The organism is Mammaliicoccus sp. N-M50, from assembly GCF_022386995.1.
GTDB lineage: Bacteria > Bacillota > Bacilli > Staphylococcales > Staphylococcaceae > Mammaliicoccus > Mammaliicoccus sciuri_A.
In genome coordinates this window covers 433,203-453,847 of sequence record NZ_JAJNJA010000002.1, presented here as the reverse complement: position 1 = coordinate 453,847, position 20,645 = coordinate 433,203, and the positions used below count along the sequence as shown (strand labels likewise).

Annotated in this window: 16 protein-coding genes and 1 other RNA gene; 4 read left to right on the top strand and 13 right to left on the bottom strand. The window is 32.7% G+C overall.

Annotation, left to right across the window (positions count from 1 at the left end):
• Nucleotides 1-9: 9 nt before the first annotated feature.
• On the bottom strand, nucleotides 10-3,438 hold the full coding sequence (locus tag LQ622_RS05595; protein ID WP_126477459.1) for a dynamin family protein: 3,429 nt from the start codon (nucleotides 3,436-3,438) through the stop codon (nucleotides 10-12).
• A gap of 285 nt (nucleotides 3,439-3,723) precedes the next feature.
• Between LQ622_RS05595 and LQ622_RS05590 the strand changes: the two genes are divergently transcribed.
• Together LQ622_RS05590 and LQ622_RS05585 are read left to right on the top strand one after the other, a co-directional pair.
• On the top strand, nucleotides 3,724-4,203 hold the full coding sequence (locus LQ622_RS05590) for a cytochrome c oxidase subunit II (RefSeq protein WP_025905838.1): 480 nt from the start codon (nucleotides 3,724-3,726) through the stop codon (nucleotides 4,201-4,203).
• Nucleotides 4,200-5,852 (top strand): b(o/a)3-type cytochrome-c oxidase subunit 1, encoded by a 1,653-nt coding sequence (locus tag LQ622_RS05585; RefSeq protein ID WP_126477460.1) that lies wholly within the window; start codon nucleotides 4,200-4,202, stop codon nucleotides 5,850-5,852. Before LQ622_RS05590 ends, LQ622_RS05585 begins: the two co-directional genes overlap by 4 nt.
• A 624-nt stretch (nucleotides 5,853-6,476) precedes the next feature.
• Here LQ622_RS05585 and LQ622_RS05580 read toward each other — a convergent pair.
• The 5 genes from LQ622_RS05580 to LQ622_RS05560 all read right to left on the bottom strand — a co-directional run bounded on the left by LQ622_RS05580 (nucleotide 6,477) and on the right by LQ622_RS05560 (nucleotide 9,317).
• Nucleotides 6,477-7,601 carry a THUMP domain-containing class I SAM-dependent RNA methyltransferase gene (locus LQ622_RS05580; RefSeq protein ID WP_239774743.1) on the bottom strand — a complete coding sequence of 375 codons (1,125 nt, stop codon included), beginning with the start codon at nucleotides 7,599-7,601 and terminating at the stop codon, nucleotides 6,477-6,479.
• A gap of 84 nt (nucleotides 7,602-7,685) precedes the next feature.
• Nucleotides 7,686-8,055, bottom strand: an RNA gene (gene rnpB, locus LQ622_RS05575) — RNase P RNA component class B.
• Nucleotides 8,056-8,102: 47 nt separating this feature from the next.
• Entirely contained in the window at nucleotides 8,103-8,417 is a 315-nt protein-coding gene (gpsB, locus tag LQ622_RS05570; protein ID WP_037588130.1) for a cell division regulator GpsB, read from the bottom strand.
• A gap of 13 nt (nucleotides 8,418-8,430) precedes the next feature.
• Entirely contained in the window at nucleotides 8,431-8,994 is a 564-nt protein-coding gene (locus LQ622_RS05565) for an SLOG family protein (RefSeq protein WP_037588131.1), read from the bottom strand.
• Nucleotides 8,988-9,317 carry a DUF1798 family protein gene (locus LQ622_RS05560; protein WP_239774742.1) on the bottom strand — a complete coding sequence of 110 codons (330 nt, stop codon included), beginning with the start codon at nucleotides 9,315-9,317 and terminating at the stop codon, nucleotides 8,988-8,990. The genes LQ622_RS05565 and LQ622_RS05560 overlap by 7 nt, the downstream gene beginning before the upstream one ends.
• Before the next feature lie 168 nt (nucleotides 9,318-9,485).
• Here LQ622_RS05560 and recU point away from each other — a divergent pair, with 168 nt between their 5' ends.
• Together recU and LQ622_RS05550 are read left to right on the top strand one after the other, a co-directional pair.
• Nucleotides 9,486-10,112, top strand: a complete 627-nt coding sequence (gene recU, locus LQ622_RS05555) for a Holliday junction resolvase RecU (protein ID WP_239774745.1) — start codon at nucleotides 9,486-9,488, stop codon at nucleotides 10,110-10,112.
• Nucleotides 10,109-12,439, top strand: a complete 2,331-nt coding sequence (locus tag LQ622_RS05550) for a transglycosylase domain-containing protein (RefSeq protein ID WP_037588136.1) — start codon at nucleotides 10,109-10,111, stop codon at nucleotides 12,437-12,439. The genes recU and LQ622_RS05550 overlap by 4 nt, the downstream gene beginning before the upstream one ends.
• Before the next feature lie 216 nt (nucleotides 12,440-12,655).
• On the opposite strand, the gene LQ622_RS05545 is transcribed toward LQ622_RS05550, so the two are convergent.
• The 7 genes from LQ622_RS05545 to LQ622_RS05515 form a co-directional block, all read right to left on the bottom strand.
• Nucleotides 12,656-13,003 (bottom strand): YpoC family protein, encoded by a 348-nt coding sequence (locus LQ622_RS05545; protein WP_204252641.1) that lies wholly within the window; start codon nucleotides 13,001-13,003, stop codon nucleotides 12,656-12,658.
• Nucleotides 13,000-13,668, bottom strand: a complete 669-nt coding sequence (gene nth / locus LQ622_RS05540) for an endonuclease III (protein ID WP_025905489.1) — start codon at nucleotides 13,666-13,668, stop codon at nucleotides 13,000-13,002. Before nth ends, LQ622_RS05545 begins: the two co-directional genes overlap by 4 nt.
• Entirely contained in the window at nucleotides 13,658-14,350 is a 693-nt protein-coding gene (locus tag LQ622_RS05535) for a DnaD domain-containing protein (protein WP_204252640.1), read from the bottom strand. Before LQ622_RS05535 ends, nth begins: the two co-directional genes overlap by 11 nt.
• A 69-nt stretch (nucleotides 14,351-14,419) precedes the next feature.
• Nucleotides 14,420-15,712, bottom strand: coding sequence for an asparagine--tRNA ligase (gene asnS / locus LQ622_RS05530; RefSeq protein WP_159315648.1), 1,293 nt, complete (start codon nucleotides 15,710-15,712; stop codon nucleotides 14,420-14,422).
• Nucleotides 15,713-15,774: 62 nt separating this feature from the next.
• Complete coding sequence (locus LQ622_RS05525; RefSeq protein ID WP_037588143.1) at nucleotides 15,775-18,468, bottom strand: helicase C-terminal domain-containing protein; 2,694 nt, start codon at nucleotides 18,466-18,468, stop codon at nucleotides 15,775-15,777.
• Between the two features lie 10 nt (nucleotides 18,469-18,478).
• Entirely contained in the window at nucleotides 18,479-19,447 is a 969-nt protein-coding gene (locus LQ622_RS05520) for a biotin--[acetyl-CoA-carboxylase] ligase (RefSeq protein WP_037588144.1), read from the bottom strand.
• On the bottom strand, nucleotides 19,434-20,645 hold the full coding sequence (locus tag LQ622_RS05515; RefSeq protein ID WP_239774741.1) for a CCA tRNA nucleotidyltransferase: 1,212 nt from the start codon (nucleotides 20,643-20,645) through the stop codon (nucleotides 19,434-19,436). The genes LQ622_RS05520 and LQ622_RS05515 overlap by 14 nt, the downstream gene beginning before the upstream one ends.

Below are 20,645 nucleotides of genomic sequence, written 5' to 3'. Positions count from 1 at the left end.
TGTGCTCCTTTATATCTCTTTTAAGACGTTTTCGATTTTTTCTATAACATCATTATCGATATTTACAGATAAGTAATCTTCGATGAGTTGAATCGTCTCTTGATTATATTGATCGATGTACGACTCACCTATTGTATCATAATGTGCCAAATTTTTAGTTAACGCTTCATTAAACGTCACGATTGGATGGTCGATAAGCTTCATTGTATCATTTAAAATTGCATTTTGCGTTTCTTTTACTTTAGATGTCTTAATTAAATCTTTCTTACTCACTGAACTAATCGTTTGTTTCGCAATATCTTGAACTTGAATGCTAATCGGTTCTGGATTGATTTCATTTTCAAAGTCATGTTTAAACTTAGAGATTAAAATAGAAGCATCATTTAATTCAACAATTGTTGGTGTTAATAAATCATCAAATGTTCTCGCATAAAAATTCTTCAATCTTTCTACGATAAGCGAGCTTTCTAGACTTAATTTCTGATTTAAATCATCTACATAATATTTCGTACTCATTTGAAGAGATTGTTTAAATTGATCCGTTACAGTTGATGTATTGAAATGTTTTTTGACGATATCATTAAGTTGAATATTCAATCTGTCTTTCAAGTAATACAGTTGATCGTGAATTTCTTTTTCAAGTTGATGATGTGATTTAATCACAATTTGATTAGTGAAGTTCTGTTTATCTTTATAACTGAGTAAAGTTGATTTTCTCTTTTCAAGTTGTGCTTTATCTTGTCTATACGTATGCACCATTTGTTCTAATTCATTCGTCAGTTGTTTAATTCTAGATTCTACTTGCGACTTTAGAACTTGCTTACTTTCAACTTTAACAAAGTGGTCTAACGCGTCCATAAGTCGTTTGAACTCGTCATCATGTGATTTTAGTGCTTGTTTACTTGAAACTGGATAACACTCTGGCTTAATGTTCAATGCATCTAATGATGATTCTACATAAGATATAACAGCTTGTTTATCTTCTTCAGATTCTGCTAAATCAATGGCGTTAATAACAAATTTCAAACCTTGTGATTGTTGTAAATTATTCATATCACGCATGTAAGTTAAGAACTCACCGTCTTTATCAGTAAAGGCGTGATTATAATAACTTACATAAATAATTAAGTCACTTGATGCAATAATTTGTTCAGTCTCTCTCGTATGTCTTTGGTTATTTGAATTAAGTCCTGGTGAATCGATTATAATCTTGTCTTTTAACCATGCTTCTTCAAGTCTTAAATTAATTTTGTGTACAAATGCAGCATGTGTATCATCTGCTGTTAACTTTTCTAATTCTTCTATATCGAAGGTGACAGATTTGCCTTCTTTTAAGATATCTTTGTAATGATTAAAGTTCGTCTCAATTGCTTCAAAGAATGCTAAATGATTACTAGATAATGAAGGATGTTGTTTAATATCTTTATCTTCAATAAACGATTCAATTGTTGAGTACTGTTTATTGGCGAACTCTGTTATATGATTAATTTCTTCTAATAATTGCTCATAAGTCTTAAACGTCACTTCTTGTTCAGTACCGTAACTAATTTCAGTAATACTTGCTGTCGTTGGATTCGGTGAACTTAGTAGCACGGGCTTTTGCAAGATAGCATTAATTAAACTACTCTTACCTGCACTAAATGTTCCGAATACAGCAATCTTTGTGATGTTATGCTCTATTCTTTCGACTTGGCTTTCAATATTATGAACTTCACCTTCAAATAAAGGTAGTTTCTTTAAATGATTGATTTGTTCTTTAAGTTGTTGCAGATTATTTTCTTGATGTTCCGTTTGAACTTCTTTGAATTGTTGTTTCGTTTCTTTCTTATCTTCTAGGTCAAGGTCATTTATATGAATAAAATGTCTATCTATTAGTTTATCGATAGATTCATCAAGATGAATATAATAATGTTGATAATTGTTTGTGATAAGTGATGTTTTTAAATTCTTAAATTCAACATATGTTTCATATTCATTTAATTGATTTGTTTCTTCATTAGACTCGTTATGCACTTCACTCGAATTAACGATTTCCTCTATTAATTGATTTGTTTCATTGCGTATTTTTCGATTAATCATTTCTGTAATGCCTTTAGAATAAATTAACACGTAATCATTTGTAATCGATGTTTGCTCTTGTACATGACCACTTAATTCTTCTTTACTAATCGTATACTGCTGGTTGATGATTTTCTCGAATAAGTCCGCATCTTGAATGTATTTGTTTAAGTTCTCTAATGATTTAATCCAAACTTTCGTAATTTCATCATGAATTTTGATGTCTAAAGCTTCTTTCACTTGTTCAAGCGTTTCATCTTGAATCATCGCTTTCTTCTTATCTTTATTAAATAGCCCTTTCACTTTATAGTCTTTAGCAGTTGTTTCTAAATAATGTCGAATCGTTTCTCGCATTTCATAAGGCATCAAATAAGCGTTATCTAAAATCTCTTTGCGCTTTTCCTTTAAATTTGAAGTGAATTGATCTTTATCTTGAATTAATGATTGTTCACTTTGGACGTTGAATTTTTCTTTATAAGCTTGATAATCATCATCGAATGTTTCTTCAGTAGAATCAATATCAGAAAGAATCGTTTCCATATGTTGATTAATATATTTCAGCTGTTCTTGTTTAATGTAATTCGTTACACGGTCTATAAATACTTGGTGTTCCGTACGTTGTTGATCAAGCTGATGGATATATTGATTAAATGACTGCTTCTCATTGTTCGGCGTATCATATTTAGAAACATAAAATATCTTCTCTAAATTCAGTTTCCAATCTGTAACGGCTTTGTTGACACGATTTTTATAAGTATCAAACGAGATTTCATCTTCGTCATGTTTGTCGACTTGGTTGACTACCAATATCACCGGAATATCTAATTTGTTTAAGGATTTAATAAAATTAAAATTCATATCCGACTGCACATGGTTATAGTCGACTGTATAAAATACATAATTAGATGTCAGCAAATATTGAAAAGCACTTTCTCTATGGTTGTCACTCATTGAATCGACACCAGGTGTATCTTGGAAAGTAAAGCCTTTATTGAATTTATCTGATGTAAATTCAATTTCAATAGATTCCACTTCTCTATCTTCAGTATTAAGCCTTTTAACATCTTCTTGATTATCTACGACTGTATATTGATTGTTGTTTAAATTAACGGAAATGCTGTTTTTGTCTGAAGAAATCAGTTGCGCTGTGTTACTGGTTGTAGGAACAGGAGAACTTGGTAATATATTTTGTCCGATAACATTGTTAATTAATGTAGATTTCCCTGCTGAAAAATGTCCGACAAAACTCACTGTATATTGTTCGTTATATATTTTTTTAATCATTTCATTGATTTGTTTAATTAATGGTTGGTTAGATGACTTTTCGATTTCTTTTTTTAATTTATAAAGTAAATCTAATGATGCTTGATTACGATCCATTTTAATTCCCCTTTATTTTTACACAAATAATTTAAATAGTGTGATTTACATCACATTAATTTTTTAATCTCTATTCTATTATAAATAATGAAGAGAATATAAGAAAGGATGAATAAAATGACAGTCCAAAATAATGACCTAAACAAGAAGACTGATGACCACTCTCATGATGATCTGGATTTAAGAGGCACACTGTATTCAGTCTTCACATTGGGAGGCATCTTTGCAGTATTATGGGTAATTTGTTTTATTTTATTTTTAGTAAGAATTTAAGGGGTGAAATCTGTGCATAAATACGAAAAGTTATGGCTAAAAGTCGGCATTAGCTCATTAGTCATTTTCTTAACAATTTTGATGATTACAGGTTTGCATAATGGACATACGCCAGCCGCTTCTGGTAGAGACTATGTTAATCCTGATAAAGTCGATCAAATCGAACCTTTCAACAAACCAGGTTTACACAAAGTTAGCGGCAAAGATTATGACTATGAATTAGTTATTCTTGCTTCAGCTTTCAATTATCAGCCGGGTAAAGTCGAAATTCCTAAAGGTTCAAAAGTAAAAATCATTGCGACAAGTAAAGATACTTTGCATGGATTTAGTTTACCAGGCACAAACGTCAACATGATGTTAGAACCTGGACATATTAGTGAATATTACAAGACATTCAATGAGAAACGCGAATATTTAATCATCTGTAATGAATATTGTGGTATCGGACATGCAGATATGAAGTCGATGATAAAGGTTGTGGATAAAAAATGATAACACGATTAAATAAGAATGATAGCAGACTTGTAATGGCGCATATGTATGTAGCTATTGGTTGTTTAGTCCTTGGGGGATTAGCAGGTTTGTTACAAACATTAGTAAGATCAGGATATTTACAATTACCTAAACAAATTTCTTATTATCAAATCTTAACAGTGCACGGTATCGTATTAGCATTGGTACTGACAACTTTCTTTATCTTAGGCTTTCAATTTTCTGCAGTAGCTAAGACATCTGGACATTTAACGTCTGTACAAAGAAAGTTCGGTTGGGTTGGATTTTGGGTAATGATTATTGGTACGCTCATGGCAGCAACAATGGTTCTATTAAACAAAGCCACTGTTTTATATACTTTTTATGCACCATTAAAAGCACATGCTATTTTCTATATTGGTATGGCGCTTGTTGTTGTAGGTAGCTGGATTTCTACAGTTGGACAAATTTTAAAATATGTAGAGTTTAAGAAGAAGAATCCAGGTAAGAAATCTCCCCTACTGAGCTACATGGTAGCAATTAACGGGGTAATGTGGATTGTATGTTCATTAGGTGTTGCTGCAACAGTACTTCTTCAATTAATTCCTTGGTCATTAGGTTTAGTTGAAAGAGTAGACGTAACATTAAGTAGAACATTATTTTGGTATTTTGGTCATGCACTTGTTTATTTTTGGTTATTACCAGCTTATATGTGTTGGTATGCAATTATCCCGAAAATTATTGGTGCAAAAGCATTCTCAGACAATTTAGCAAGAATGTCATTTATGCTATTCTTATTCTTCAGTATTCCTGTTGGGATACATCACCAATTAGTTGAACCAGGTATTGATGATACATGGAAATACTTACAAGTTGTATTAACGTTTATGGTTGTCATTCCTTCATTGATGACAGCATTTAGTTTGTTTGCAACATTTGAAAATTACGGTCGTTCTAAAGGCTATAAAGGATTGTTTACATGGTTTAAATCTTTACCATGGAATGACGCAAGATTCGTATTACCATTCTTAGGTATGTTAGCCTTTATCCCAGGTGGCGCAGGTGGATTAGTAAACGCATCTGCACAAATGAACGGATTAATTCACAATACAATTTGGGTAACTGGACACTTCCATTTAACAATCGCTTCAGCGGTCATCATGACATTCTTTGGAATTATGTACTGGTTAATACCTCATTGTACAGGTAGAAAACTAACTAAATTCACAAATAAATTAGCACTTATGCAAGGTTATACTTGGGCGATCGGTATGACAATTATGAGTGGCGCAATGCACTATGTTGGATTAGTAAAAGGTGCACCAAGAAGATCAACATATTCAGAATATGGCGGTGCTAAACAAGCTGCTGAATGGATACCATATCAAGTACTACAAGCAGTTGGGGGAACAATTTTATTTATTTCTATAATATTAGTCGTAATGGTGTTTATACACTTAGCCTTCTTATCACCTAAAGGCGAAGAAGAATATCCAGTATCAGAAGCATTGGACGAAGAACAACCAGTCATTAAATTTGTTGAGAACTGGAGATTCTTAATCATCGTGACAGTATTGCTTATCTTAATCGCATATACAGTCCCTATCGGACAAATGTTCACAGATCCAGCACCAGGAGCCAAAGGATTAGGAGAAGGCAAACTTTGGTAATACTAAATTAATATATTTAACTAAGAACCTTCATACAATGATGAATAATAAGAAGACTGGCAACAAATCTTTAGAAGATGCGTTGCCAGTTTTTTTGTGGGGGTTGGGTGGTGCTTGTAATGAATATCTCTAGTCTAATATGTTGGATAACTATGGTGAATAGTCGAGAAATAGTACAAGTCATGGCTTAACGACCTACTTAAGCCAAGAGATCAGCAAAGTCATGGCTTAACGTCCTACTTAAGCCAAGAGATAGCTCAAGTCATGGCTTAACGCTCTAATTAAGCCAAGAGATCAGCAAAGTCATGGCTTAACGCTCTAATTAAGCCAAGAGATCAGCAAAGTCATGGCTTAACGATCTACTTAAGCCAAGAGATAGCCGATGTCATGGCTTAACGTCCTACTTAAGCCAAGAGATAGCCGATGTCATGGCTTAATGTCCAAATTAAGCCAAGAGATCACTCAAGTCATGGCTTAACGCCCAACTTAAGCCAAGAGATCACTCAAGTCATGGCTTAACGCCCAACTTAAGCCAAGAGATATTAAATCTAGTCCAAACCATACATCACCACTATTCTCCAAACCAAAAAACCACCTGCTCTGCAGGTGGTTTCCACTTTCCTACTATTTATTTCGTTTGCCCCAATATTGATAGTACGTACATTCAATATAGCCATTAAAGAGTTTTCTTCTTTTTGTGGCTTTTTTACCTACTAATGGTTCAAATTCTTTATAGCTTGTAAGCATATATAATGATGCTTGGTCATTTTGTTTCATGATTTCGCCTAAGTGTTTGTACATTGCTTCTACTTCACTTCGTTCACCGATACGTTCGCCATATGGTGGGTTCCCGATTATTGAAACGGGTCCATCTGGTACTTCTAGGTTATGAACATCTTGGACTTTAAATTGAATGATGTCCCCTAACCCAACTTCTGTTGCGTTGTCTTTCGCAATTTCAACCATTTTAGGATCGATATCACTTGCTATGATATTAATTTCTTTATCATATAATGCCGCTTCATCTGCTTCTTGTCTTAATTGATCATACAACCCTTCTGGTATGATATCCCAATCTTCACTCGCAAACTCACGGTTAAATCCTGGTGCAATATTTTGAGCGATGAGTGCTGCTTCTATTGCAAGTGTACCTGAACCACAGAATGGATCGATAAATGGTGTTTCACCGCTCCAGTTTGTTAATCTAACAAGTGCTGCAGCTAATGTTTCTTTCATTGGTGCGTCACCTTGTGCTAAACGGTAACCTCTTTTATGAAGTCCTGAACCTGAAGTGTCGATTGTTAATAAAGCTTCGTCTTTCAGCAATGATACTTCAACTTGGTATTTACTACCTGTTTCGTCAATCCAACCTTTAATTTGATACGCATGTTTCAATCTCTCAACTATCGCTTTTTTAACGATTGCTTGACAGTCGGATACGCTGAATAATTTAGATTTAACACTTTTACCTTGAACTGGGAACATACCTTGAGCGCCAATTACATCTTCCCATGGTAATGATTTCGTCTTTTCGAATAATTCATCAAAAGTTGTTGCATGGAATCGTCCTACTACGATTTTGACTCTGTCAGCAGTTCTTAACCATAAATTTGATTTAACGATTGCTGTTTCATCACCTTCGAAAAGTACACGACCGTTTTCTACTTTTGTTTCATATCCTAATTCTTGAACTTCTTTAGCAACAATTGATTCTAATCCCATTGGACTAGTAGCGAGTAATTGATACATGCATATACTCCTTTATATTTAAATTATCATTATTTACAAATAAAAAGCTCTCCTACTTGGGAGAGCGACACTAGTAAGTGATAAATCTGTAAGCCATGTTTTGTCCTTTAGTACTGCTAACGTGTACTAGTTACACTCGTACGCCAGTGATAATCATCTGTCTGTATGATTACATACCTTCTTATTCCGTTCATTTCCGTCAAAGAAGTGCTCCTACCAATTTTGGATTGCTCACTCGAGGGGTTTACCGCGTTCCACCTTTTACATTTCTGTAAAAGCTACGTCACTGTGGCACTTTCAAACTACTTTAACCATATTATTACTAACTTAGGTTATTTCATTGCCGTCAATTAATTGCCCTGGCTTATTGTTTCGCCAAGCACGAACACTACATTCATCTCAGAATGTGTGAGCATGGACTTTCCTCTACTTAACGTAGCGATTATCCGAAATACCACTCAACAAAGAATTATAGCATAAACAGCGTTAAATAACTATCATTTATTCGCCAAATACTGCTTTTTCAAGATTAGAAATTCGTTTCAAGATATCTACATTATTAGAATTGTATTGTTGAGAGCCTTGTGGTCTGCCTGACGCGACACGGATTCTTAACTGTTCGATTTCTTTTTTAAGTTTAGAATTTTCTTCTGTCAATTTGATGACTTCATTATTTAAATCAGCCATTTTTTGATAGTCTGAAATAATGTCATCTAAAAAAGCATCTACTTCTTCAGTTTTGAAACCTCTTAAACCTCTTTCGAATTCTTTTTCATAAATATCTTTTGCAGATAGCTTTAATGCTACATCAGCCATTTTTACACCTCATTTAATATGATTCGTTGTCATTATTATAATTAAATTCCATAAAGTCTTGTAAATCCATGAATGTAATAACATTATAAGTATAGTTTGTCTTTTCAGCAAAATCAACTAACTTACTTTTGAAGTATTTAGGTGATGCTTCTTGTTCATCATCATAAAATAATATTGTCTTATCGGTATTATCGAGTATAAATTCATTGGCTTGTTGAAATTGGAACCCACCTTGATACTCACTTTGATGAATCGCATTAACATAGTCTGCTTGTGCAACAATATTTTGATAAGCTTGCTGGTTTGTTTCGTTCCATTTATTATAGTGATTTAAAAATGGTGTCAATATCGCAAGTTTCAATTGAGGGAATTTATTTTTCATTTCAATTGTTACTTCTGCTACCCAAAGTTCAAATCCTAATTGTCCTGAAATAATGACCCACTCCATACCTTCTTCTATTTCTTGCTCAATGATTTCTTTAAGATATGCTTTGATGACTTTCACTTCTGGTTGATCATTTTTAAAAATATTCAGTTCAAACGGTTTGTATCCCGTAAAATATACAGACGTCATGATAAATCACCTATATGGGTATAAATATAATTTAAATCATGTTGTACGGCTTTATGCTTTTCAAAGAAGAGTTTCTTACTTGTACGTTTATAATGGCATTCTACAGACAACTCTTTATAGTTACTAATTAAGAGTTGGAATTTCTGTTCATTCATATATTGTAATTTCAATACGGCATCTTGATGAACAGCAAGTTTGTCTAGCAGAACATCGACTTGTTCTACAAATGGTACGACATCTTTATAAAAGTCGTATTCATGATTGTCTTTCGCGTATTGAAATATATCTAACATGTTATTTAATTTATTTAAAAGTTCTTGTATCATCGCTACACCTACTATTAATGAAGTTTGTATTTTAAATGTGCTCACGATAAAATGATAACATAACTAGAAAAGTTCTAGAATATTTATGTATCATAAAAAACTTTTGTAACTTATAATGAAATAAGGTATAATATTTAGAGTTTTATGATATGAAGCTAGGTGATGAATTTGAATTATCCAAACGGAAAAAAAGTTACAAAAAATACTTCTAAAGTCTCAATCCAAGATGATCCTAAATATAGTAGAATACAATATGGTAAACGGGGTATGAGATTAGAGGAGGAAATTGATAAATCCAATGAATACTTCAGATTAGAAAATATAGCAGTTATTCATAAGAAACCGACACCTATTCAAATCGTTGATGTTGACTACCCTAAAAGACAAAAAGCTGTCATTAAAGAAGCGTATTTTAGAAAGCCTTCAACAACAGATTATAACGGTGTTTATAATGGATACTATATTGATTTTGAAGCTAAGGAAACGAAAAATAAAACAAGTTTCCCTTTAAATAATATCCACGATCACCAAGTATCACATATGGAACAAGTATTAAACCAAAAAGGTATATGTTTTTTGTTGATAAAATTTAGCTATCATGATAGCGTATTTTTATTGCCTTTTAGGAAGTTTATGGTATATTGGGACAGATATAAATCTGGAGGCAAGAAGTCCATCACGCTTAAAGAGATTGAAACTGATGGTTACTTATTACCAATCCAATTTAAACCAAGAATTAACTACATAACAATAGTTGATCAATTGATAAAAACAGAAAGTGAGGCGCTCAAATGAGTCAATCAAAAGCTTCTAATAGTAAAAATGGTAAAGAACAACCTAAGAAGAAGAGGAATATCAAAAGGACGATAATTAAGGTGTTCGGTATTCTCGTGCTAGCATTCTTAGCAATGGTAATCATAGGTGTTCTCGTATTTGCATATTATGCTTGGAAAGCTCCTGCTTTCAATGAAAGTGCGCTTAAAGACCAATTACCAACTAAAATTTATGACAAAAATAATAAACTTGTCACGACCCTCTATATGGGACAAAAGAGAGAACATGTTAAATTTGACGATGTTCCAGATCAGATGAAAGATGCTGTACTCGCAACTGAAGATAATCGCTTCTACGATCATGGTGCATTAGACTACAAACGTTTATCTGGAGCAGTTATGAAGAACTTTACAGGTGGCTTTGGTTCACAAGGTGCATCTACATTAACACAACAAGTTGTAAAACGTTCATTCTTAACAGATAAGAAATCCATCGAAAGAAAAGCTCAAGAAGCTTACCTTTCATATAGATTAGAACAAGAATATTCTAAAGATGAAATCTTTGAAATGTACTTAAACAAAATCTATTACTCAGATGGTATTTACGGTTCTCAAACAGCAGCTAAATATTACTTCAATAAGAAATTAAAAGATTTAAACTTAGCTGAAACAGCTTACTTAGCAGGTTTACCACAAGTGCCAAACCAATATAACATTTATGATAATCCTGAAGCGGCTGAAAAACGTAAAGACACAGTTCTTTATTTAATGGAAAGACACGGTAGAATCACTAAGAAAGAAATGAAAGAAGCACAAGATACACCTATCGATAAGAACTTAGTTAAACGTACAGTTGAAGAAAGAAATGACGCAATGACTGATACACCAGACAATGAGTACGCTTCTTATATTAACTACGTTAAACAAGAAATTACTCAGAACAAAGCGTTCAAAGGTCAATCATTAAATGATATTATGACAAGCGGTCTTAAAATCTACACAAACATGGATAAAGATGTTCAAAAAACATTACAAGAGTCAGTTGATAACGGTACATTCTACAAGAATAAAGACCAAATTACTGGTTCATCTATAGTAGATACGAAGACTGGTAAATTAGTCGGTATCAGTGGTGGTAAAGATTACAAAGATGTAGTTGATAGAAACCAAGCAACAGACGTTCATCCTACAGGTTCATCACTTAAACCGATATTAGCTTATGGACCAGCAATTGAGAATATGCAATATGCGACAAACCATAAGTTCCAGGATGAAAGTCAATATAATATCAATGGTAGTATTTTCAAGAACTATGATGGTCAAGGTCACGGTTCAGTTACAATGGCTGATGCATTAGCGAGATCATATAACATTCCAGCATTGAAATCTTGGCAAGAAACAAACCAAAACGCTGGCGAAAAAGCAGTTAAAGACTTTGCTTCTAAAGTGAATTTAAATTATAAAGATGAAATTGGACCTTCAGAAGTACTTGGTGGTTCACAATCAGAATTCTCCCCTACTCAATTAGCATCAGCATTTGCGACTATGGGTAATGGCGGAACATATAACGAAGCAAAATCAATTAGAAAAGTTGTCACTCAAGATGATGAAACAATCAAATTCTCAAGCGAAAGCCATAAAGCAATGGAAGACTACACAGCATACATGTTAACTGAAATGCTGAAAGGAACATTCCAAGCATACGGTTCAGCTTATGGATATGGCATTAACGGTGTGAACGTAGCAGCTAAAACGGGTACTGGTACTTATGGTGATGAAGTATATAGTGAATATCAATTACCTGAAAATGCAGCGAAAGACGTTTGGATTACAGGTTATACACCACAATACACTATGTCAGTATGGATGGGCTTCAACAAAGTTAAAGAATACGGTGAGAACTCATTCTTAGGACATGATGAACAAATTAAACCACAAATATTATTCAATGAAGTTATGTCAGAAATCTCTAATTATGACGGTGCAGACTTCGAAAGACCTGATTCAGTAACAGGAAGCGGTAAAAGCTTAAGTGTTGCAGGTAACGAAGACAATAATACAACATCAAGCTCAGCACCTAGCTCTGGTAATAGTCGTAATCAGCAAAATAATTATAACTTCTCAAACAATAATAATAATGTAACAACAAACGAACCACAGACAAATTCAAATACATCTAGAACGCAACAAAACAATACACAACAACAGTCATCTACAAATCAAAACGTAACAACTGAAGAACAAACGACAGAAACACCAACAACAGAAGAATCAGATTCAGACTCTGACAATAGTAGTTCAACCTCAGATGCAGCAAAACAAGCTGCCAAAGAAGAGAAAGATGACTAAGATATAGAAAAAGCATCACATCCCGCAAAGGATGTGATGCTTTTTTGATTTATATAATAGTGTTAAGTATAGCGCACTAAGACTCGAAGATATCGTGCGCAAAGGTATAAAAACAGGGTGTATCGCACGAAGACTCAAAGATATCGTGCGCAAAGGTACAAAAACAGGCCGTATCGCACGAAGACTTAAAGATATCGTGCGATACGGCCAATATTTCTATTCTCCGCTTTCACATTGTGCGGCTCTTTTAAGTTGAATCTGATATCTCGCATTCATTCTAATTAATTCTTCTTTCAGTGTTACCATTTGTCTATATCCCATAAAATGATATATTCTCTCGTTTATATAGTGGTAGCGTTCTTCGAAATTCATTGGTATAACTGGATATTCTTCGATATGCGATATATCAAACGTTTCTATTTGATTGATTTGTTCTATATAAGCAATGATCAAACTATAATATTGATCTAATAATTGGCGCGCTTCACTTGATTTAAGTTTTTTATTTTTAACAAGTGGCTCTATTTGTAGTTCAAGTTCTATGAAATCATTTTTTTGTATCATGCGCCCTCAACCTTTACTAACCCAGCTTTTAATCGTTTTTGCCCTTCTCTACAATCTGCAAATAATGGACATACTTCGCATTTCGGTTTACGTGCTACACAGTGATAGCGCCCAAAGAATATAAGCTGATGGTGACTTTTTGTCCATCTTTCTCTTGGAATGATGCTACATAAACGATCTTCAACTTGGCGCACATTGTCTTTAATTCTACATATTGCAAGACGTTTAGATACGCGCTCTACATGTGTGTCTACTGCTAAAGATGGTTCCCCAAATGCTACACTCATTACAACATTCGCTGTTTTACGCCCTACACCAGCTAGTGATTCTAATTCTTGATGTGTACTTGGTACGACACCGTTAAAATTATCTAACAGCGATTGACAAAGTTTTTGAATATTTTTAGCTTTATTACGGTATAAACCGATTGAGCGAATGTCATTTTGAAGTTCTTCTAAACTTACATTTAAATAATCTTCAGGAGTTTTATACTTTTCAAAAAGCGATTTCGTCACTTTGTTGACAAGTACGTCTGTACACTGTGCAGAAAGTAATACTGCGATTGTTAGTTCAAATGGATTATCATGAACGAGTTCACATTCAGCATCTGGAAACATTTCGTCAATAACATCCATCATTTCTAATGCTTTCTTTTTACTTATCATAAGGATTCTCCCCATTTACCCAATCAAAAGTCGGGATTAAATTAACATTTTGTTTTACTTTTTTAGTTTGATTAAACTTTTCACTTTCTTCTTTGGAAGATTTCACAGTCGTGATGTTCTTCTTCTTCCAGTTTAATAAAATGCGGTCGATATATTTGATGCTGAGTTTGTCTAAACTGTGTGCTTCGTTAAGCGCGCTCATAATGAGTTCGTTTGAATGTTTATCAGTATCAATCCAATGGTTTAATGTTTGTACTTCTAATGGTGTTAATGGTCGACCGAAAGTGGATTCGAATTCTTGGAATAATTTCTTGAATTGTAAGTTTTGATCTTCTACTGTACCTTGTTGCATTGCTTCATTTTTAATTAATGCGAGTTGTTCATACATAGGATCAAATGATATGAATTCATTATATTTATGTTGATCATCTTTTTCAATTTTAATGTCTATAATTTTTAATTGAGAAAGTTGATTGATGATATGACTTACTTCTTGTATAGATAATGTCGTGCCACGTTGGATATCTTCTAATGGAGGCTGTAAGTTTCGATCATTCTCTTGATCCAGCAATTTAATAAGGATAACGAATTGTTTTTCATTTAATCCTAAATTGGCATAATGATCAAACAAAGCTCTTTGAACAACGACTGGCTTTTCTTTTAACATATCACTTGTATACATTTTTTCACCTACTTCTTTATAAAAATATAGAGTCTGGGATCACTATTCAGCTCCCAGACTCGCATATTATTATGGATATAATCGATTTAATAAACGTGGGAATGGTGCAGTTTCTCTAACGTGTTCTACGCCACTTAACCATGCTACTGTTCTTTCAAGTCCTAAGCCAAATCCACTATGTGGTACACTTCCATATTTTCTTAAGTCAGTGTAGTAACTATATGCTTCAGGATCTAAACCATGTTCATTAATTCTTTGATTAATTAAATCTAAATCACTAATTCTTTCAGAACCACCAATGATTTCTCCGTAACCTTCTGGTGCGATTAAATCTGCACATAATACAGTGTCTGGATTTTCAGGGTTTGGTTCCATATAGAATGGTTTAATTTTTGTTGGATAATTAATGATAAATACTGGTTTATCATAATGGTTTGCAATTGCAGTTTCATGAGGAGAACCGAAATCGTCGCCCCATTCAATATCATCGAATCCTTCTTGATGTAAGAATTTAATGGCATCATCGTAAGTGATTCTTGGGAATGGTGTTGATACTTGTTCTAACTTAGAAGTATCTCTTTCAAGAAGTTCTAATTCTAATTGACAATTTGCCAACACAGCTTTAACGATGTGATGTACGTAATTTTCTTGAACTTCTAAGCTTTGGTCATGTTTCATAAATGCCATTTCGCCTTCGATCATCCAGAATTCAATTAAGTGTCTTCTTGTTTTTGATTTTTCAGCTCTAAACGTTGGACCGAAACTAAATACTCTATTATGCGCCATAGCTGCAGCTTCTAAGTATAATTGACCACTTTGAGATAAGAATGCATCTTCATCGAAATATTTCGTATGGAACAATTCACTTGTACCTTCAGGTGCACTACCTGTTAAAATTGGTGGATCAATTTTAGTGAATCCACTTTCGTTAAAGAATTCATATGTTGCACGAATAATTTCGTTTCTAATTTTCATAACGGCATGTTGACGTTTAGAACGTAACCATAAATGTCTGTGATCCATTAAGAATTCTGTACCATGATTTTTTGGTGTGATTGGATAATCATGTGATTCTGAAATGACTTCTACACCACTTACTTGCATTTCATAGCCAAATTTAGAACGGTCATCTTCTGTAATTGTACCCGTAACATAAACAGATGTTTCTTGTGTTAATGATTTAGCTAATTGGAAGATGTCTTCTGATACTTCAGCTTTCACAACGACACCTTGCATAAATCCTGTTCCATCTCTTAATTGTAAAAATGCTATTTTTCCACTTGATCGCTTGTTTGCAATCCAAGCACCGATTGTCACTTCTTGATTGACATAATCTTTAGCTTGTTTAATCGTAATATTCATTATTATTTCTCCTATTCAAATAAATTACCTATAGTTATTTTATCAAATTATGCATACAACTGCTATCTGTTTGGATATTTTCTTAGTTTATCTTGGAATTTATTTAAATCGCCTTCGATAACAGGTATTTCACCTAATGCATTAATAAAGTATTTACTGTAATTACTGTCTAATATTCTTCTATCAAAACAAATTAATAAACCTTGGTCATGTTTGTTTCGAATTAATCGACCAATGCCTTGTCTGAATTTAGTTACAGCGTCTGGTAAGACAAAGTCTTTAAATGGATTGTCAAATTCATCTTTCATTAAATGGTATCGTGGATCATCTTGATGTATAAACGGTAACTTCGTCATCATGACACATTTAATACCTGAAGATTGATAATCAAATCCTTCAAAGAATGATAAAGTACCAAGTAAAATCGTTTTATCAAATTGGTTAAACTGTTGTACGAGTTTGTATACGTGTGAATGTTGTTGCTGCATTAATACGACATAATCATCAAAGATTTCAAGTTCTTCCATGTATCGGTATGCTTGATATAACATCGCATAATTCGTAAACAGTACTAAACATTTTTGATTTGTTTCACTCACAAATGTTGATAAATAACTAACAATCGTTTCTATATAGTCATCTTGTTGATGATATTGATAAGTCGGCATATTTTGCGGTACAAAACATGTTGCTTGATTTTTCAAGTCGTAAATATCATTTAAATAATAAGTGTTAAATTGAATGTCTTCAGGAAACATAGATTTAAATGATGTAAATGAATGATTAACGGTTAATGTCCCTGAAATGAAAATATTGCTATTGAATTGCTCTATAAACACTTCATTCAGTAAATCTTTTACTTCTGCTTTTTTAACAAAAAGTGAAAGTGTAGATTTCTGAGAAATTTTCTTAATGGAAACGAATGGCACTTGACCAGACTTAATCATGTTATAAATTTTAGTATATTGATGATAAATATAAATTAACTCTTTCTTGAACGCTTTAACATGTGCGTGTGAGTATGATTTAAATCTAGATAATATTTGATTGATTGTACTAATTTGTCGTTTAAATATTTCAGATATATTCGCGACATCAATATCATAGAAGTAATGAATTTGTTTGTCATCTTCATGAGATTCTTGATGCTTATCTGAAATTTGAGCCATTAAATCATCAAATAATTGTTCGTTTTGTTCGTGAAGTAAATCAATATCACGTTTCAGTTGATATATATCAATTGGTTCGATTGGATATTGCTCAATGACTCTTCTGTTTTCTAATTTATCTAATCGCTTAAATAATTTTTCTTGCTCATTTTTACCTAATAAACCGAGATGATATTTAATATGTTGGTAACTTAAATCATCTGTCACTTGATTAAGTGCGTAATCTTGAATACGATGTGCTTCATCAACAATGATATGTTTGAACAATTGATATACCGTGTCTTCTGTACTATGTTGTAACAAGTGAGCGTGATTTGTTATACCAATCTCTACATGTTGCGCACTCTCTTTAATAAATTGATAGTAATGTATATCATTTTTAAACGGTACATAAGTCGTGCGTTTTTGTTCAAAGAAGACTTTTTGACCACCTTTAAGATGGAGTTCTTCAATGTCACCTGTTTCCGTTTCAAGAATCCATACAAGCAACTGCATTTTTAAAATAGTCGCTTCATAGTTGTCTGTATCATCTTGTAATATATTTAAGATTAAACCAAGCGAAATATAATGATCTTTACTTTTAATAATCATCGCTTTTAAATCTAAATCTAATGCATTTAAGACTTTATTAAATTCTTGTTCCAGCAGTTGATTTTGAAGTAACTTCGTATGTGTTGAAACGAGAATATGTTCACCAGTTTCTAAATAATACAATAATGCAGCGAGCACAAAGCTCATCGATTTCCCACTACCAAGCGGAGCTTCAATTAAAGCATTCTCGTTATGCATTAAAGAATCAAATAATTGTTGAACGAGTTGATATTGTTCTTTACGATAATCGAAGTTAAAGGTTTTAAGTATTCTATCATAAGCTTCATCTAGTGTAATTGATGTACGGTCACTTGAATGACGTATAGGCATTTGTTTTAAATAATGGATGTTCTGGTACTTTTTAATATTGCGATTATGCGTTTCGGCACCTTGATGTGTTCTTACAATTTCAAATAGAACGTCTTTTAAATCATGTTTTAAAGATTTAGATAAATAATAAAGTTGTTTAATGGTATCAATCGGAAGACCATTTATTTTCTGAATGGCTTTGATAAATAATAGTGCAGTTGCTTTAGCATCTTCATAAGCACTATGCGCTTGGTTTAAATCAACTTGTAACGATTGACTCAATTCACTTAACTGATAACTTTCTTCGTTTGGAAATGCGATTTTAAACAATTCCATCGTATCAATTGTTAATTTAGGTTCAAATTGTATTTGATGCTTTTCGAAATGGGATTTGAGAAAGTTTAAATCAAATAGAACATTATGCGCGACAAATACACAATCTTTCAACAAGTTAAACAATGATTGACTGATCTCTTCGAAGTATGGAGCTTCTTCTAAGTCTAATTCATTAATATTGGTTAATGCTTGAATGAAAGATGGAATTTCCAAATCCGTTTTGACATATGAATGATATGTATCGGTAATTTGGTTATTTTCTATAAATGTTATCCCAATTTGAATGATTTCATCATATTGAATTTGGTTTCCGGTTGTTTCTAAATCTACAACAGCGTATCTTTGCGCCATATTATCTCTCCTATATTTCGATATCTGCACTCATAAATTGGTGTAATTGACCATCATCAGATATCACGGTTAAGAACCCATTATCTTGTATATCAATTGCTCGACCAAATACTTGCTTTTTACCTTCTGTATAAGTTAATTTTTTGTCCCAAATCATACTTTTACTTTTATATAAATCTTTAATGTCACTGAATGGTAATTCTAAAAATTGATCATATCTCAGTTCAATAGCTTCTATTAATAATTTCAAAAATCGATAAGGTTCTATAGATTGTTCATTTTCTATTTTTAAACTTGTCGCACGATATTGACCAGCTTGATCGAAATCTTCTTGTGTTTGGTTTAAATTTATACCAATACCACAAATAATCGCATTAACGCCATCAGTATCTGCAATCATTTCTGTTAAAAAGCCACAAACTTTTTTATCGCCTATATAAATATCATTTGGCCATTTAATTTTACTTTGAATGCCATAATGCTGTTCAATCACTTCTTGAATGGCAAGGCTTATAAATAGATTAAATGTCGACATTCTTTGAATTGGAATATCTGGACGTAATACAACTGACATCCAAAGCCCTTTACTTTTTAGAGATGACCATTCTCTTTGGAAACGCCCTCTCCCATTTGTTTGTTCATCACTCAAAACAATAAAGTCATGTTCAATGTCATTAACACGAGATTTAGCTAACAATTGTGTTGAATCTACTTGTGTTTGAACAATTGCGTGATTCAATATTCTTTGATCTTGAAGTGTAATATTCACAATGTCTTCTTGCCAAGTTGTAGGGATTTCTAAGATTTTATATCCCTTATTAGAAATAGACTCAATTTCAAAGCCTTCTTTTCTCAATTGATCGATGACTTTTTTAACTGTTACACGTGAACAATTTAACGTTTCAGCAATATGTTGTCCTGACAAATATTCATTATTTTGATATAAATATTTAATAATTTCACGTTTATATTTTGACATTCTCTCGCACCCATTCTATTAAATCATTTTCTGTATTATCCACTTTATGGTTAATGACAGCTTGTTCAACTTTATTTAAAATATCTTTGATCCATGGTCCACCTTTTTTATTAAATGTAGACATCAATATTTGACCGTTAATTTGTAATTCTGATTTATCATATATAGGTAGTTTATCATATATTTCATCAATTACACGGTCATTCATAATTGTAGGATGGATAGAGATATTCAGTTGTGCATTATGCTCAGAAATAAAGTGAATGATTTCTTTCATTTTATCACGATGATACGTATATACGAGATGAATCATATCTTGCTTTGAAATTTTATTATCAGAAAGTGATATCAATAATTGAACGTATGATGAGATATCACGCTTTTCTTGATTACTGATTTTCAAACTGTTCAAGCTTGTTAAATCTAATTCGTTTAAATAACATAATGCAGCCACCCATAAATTGAAATGGGCATGTTCTGGCATGAAGATACTTCCTTGGTTGATTTCTTTGAAAAATGGAATATATTTAAATATTTCTAGTTCATGAGCGGTCGTTTTTGTATCATGAATATATTTACCTTGAATCATTTTTTTTAGTTCAACAACAATTCTTTCAATTGCGATGGCATTTAAAGAATGTGCTGTTTGATACATGGCGTCTTTAGTATCATGATCAAGTGCAAAGCCTGTTTGTGATTGGAATCTTACACCTCTCATAATACGTAATGCGTCTTCTTCCATTCGATCAATTGGTGTTCCAACAGCTTTGATAATTTTGGATTGTATATCGTTTAACCCATTGAAATAATCATGGAGTTGATACGACTTATCCATAGCGATAGCATTCATTGTGAAATCTCTTCTTGCTACATCTTCATATAAATCCGTTACAAACTGAACAGATGTAGGTCTTCTATGATCAACATAATCCCCATCTTTTCTAAATGTAGTGACTTCAAATTGTTGATTTTCACCCATTACAATCATCGTGCCGTGCTCTTTGCCTATTGGTAAAGTCTTATCAAATAATTGTTCAACTTCATCAGGTAAAGCACTTGTTGTGATATCAACGTCTGAAATTTCTTTACCCATTAAATAGTCTCTTACTGAACCACCTACAAAATATGCTTGATGCCCATTACGTTCAAGTGTTTCAATTATCCATTTCGCATCTTCAAATACTTGATATTCACGCAT

Bases quoted from the DNA above. Each gene is read 5' to 3' on its own strand.
- LQ622_RS05595 (WP_126477459.1), bottom strand. From the start codon at position 3,438: ATGGATCGTAATCAAGCATCATTAGATTTACTTTATAAATTAAAAAAA.
- LQ622_RS05585 (WP_126477460.1), top strand. From the start codon at position 4,200: ATGATAACACGATTAAATAAGAATGATAGCAGACTTGTAATGGCGCAT.
- LQ622_RS05580 (WP_239774743.1), bottom strand. From the start codon at position 7,601: ATGTATCAATTACTCGCTACTAGTCCAATGGGATTAGAATCAATTGTT.
- gpsB (WP_037588130.1), bottom strand. From the start codon at position 8,417: ATGGCTGATGTAGCATTAAAGCTATCTGCAAAAGATATTTATGAAAAA.
- LQ622_RS05560 (WP_239774742.1), bottom strand. From the start codon at position 9,317: ATGATACAAGAACTTTTAAATAAATTAAATAACATGTTAGATATATTT.
- LQ622_RS05550 (WP_037588136.1), top strand. From the start codon at position 10,109: ATGAGTCAATCAAAAGCTTCTAATAGTAAAAATGGTAAAGAACAACCT.
- LQ622_RS05545 (WP_204252641.1), bottom strand. From the start codon at position 13,003: ATGATACAAAAAAATGATTTCATAGAACTTGAACTACAAATAGAGCCA.
- nth (WP_025905489.1), bottom strand. From the start codon at position 13,668: ATGATAAGTAAAAAGAAAGCATTAGAAATGATGGATGTTATTGACGAA.
- LQ622_RS05535 (WP_204252640.1), bottom strand. From the start codon at position 14,350: ATGTATACAAGTGATATGTTAAAAGAAAAGCCAGTCGTTGTTCAAAGA.
- asnS (WP_159315648.1), bottom strand. From the start codon at position 15,712: ATGAATATTACGATTAAACAAGCTAAAGATTATGTCAATCAAGAAGTG.
- LQ622_RS05525 (WP_037588143.1), bottom strand. From the start codon at position 18,468: ATGGCGCAAAGATACGCTGTTGTAGATTTAGAAACAACCGGAAACCAA.
- LQ622_RS05520 (WP_037588144.1), bottom strand. From the start codon at position 19,447: ATGTCAAAATATAAACGTGAAATTATTAAATATTTATATCAAAATAAT.
- LQ622_RS05515 (WP_239774741.1), bottom strand. From the start codon at position 20,645: ATGCGTGAATATCAAGTATTTGAAGATGCGAAATGGATAATTGAAACA.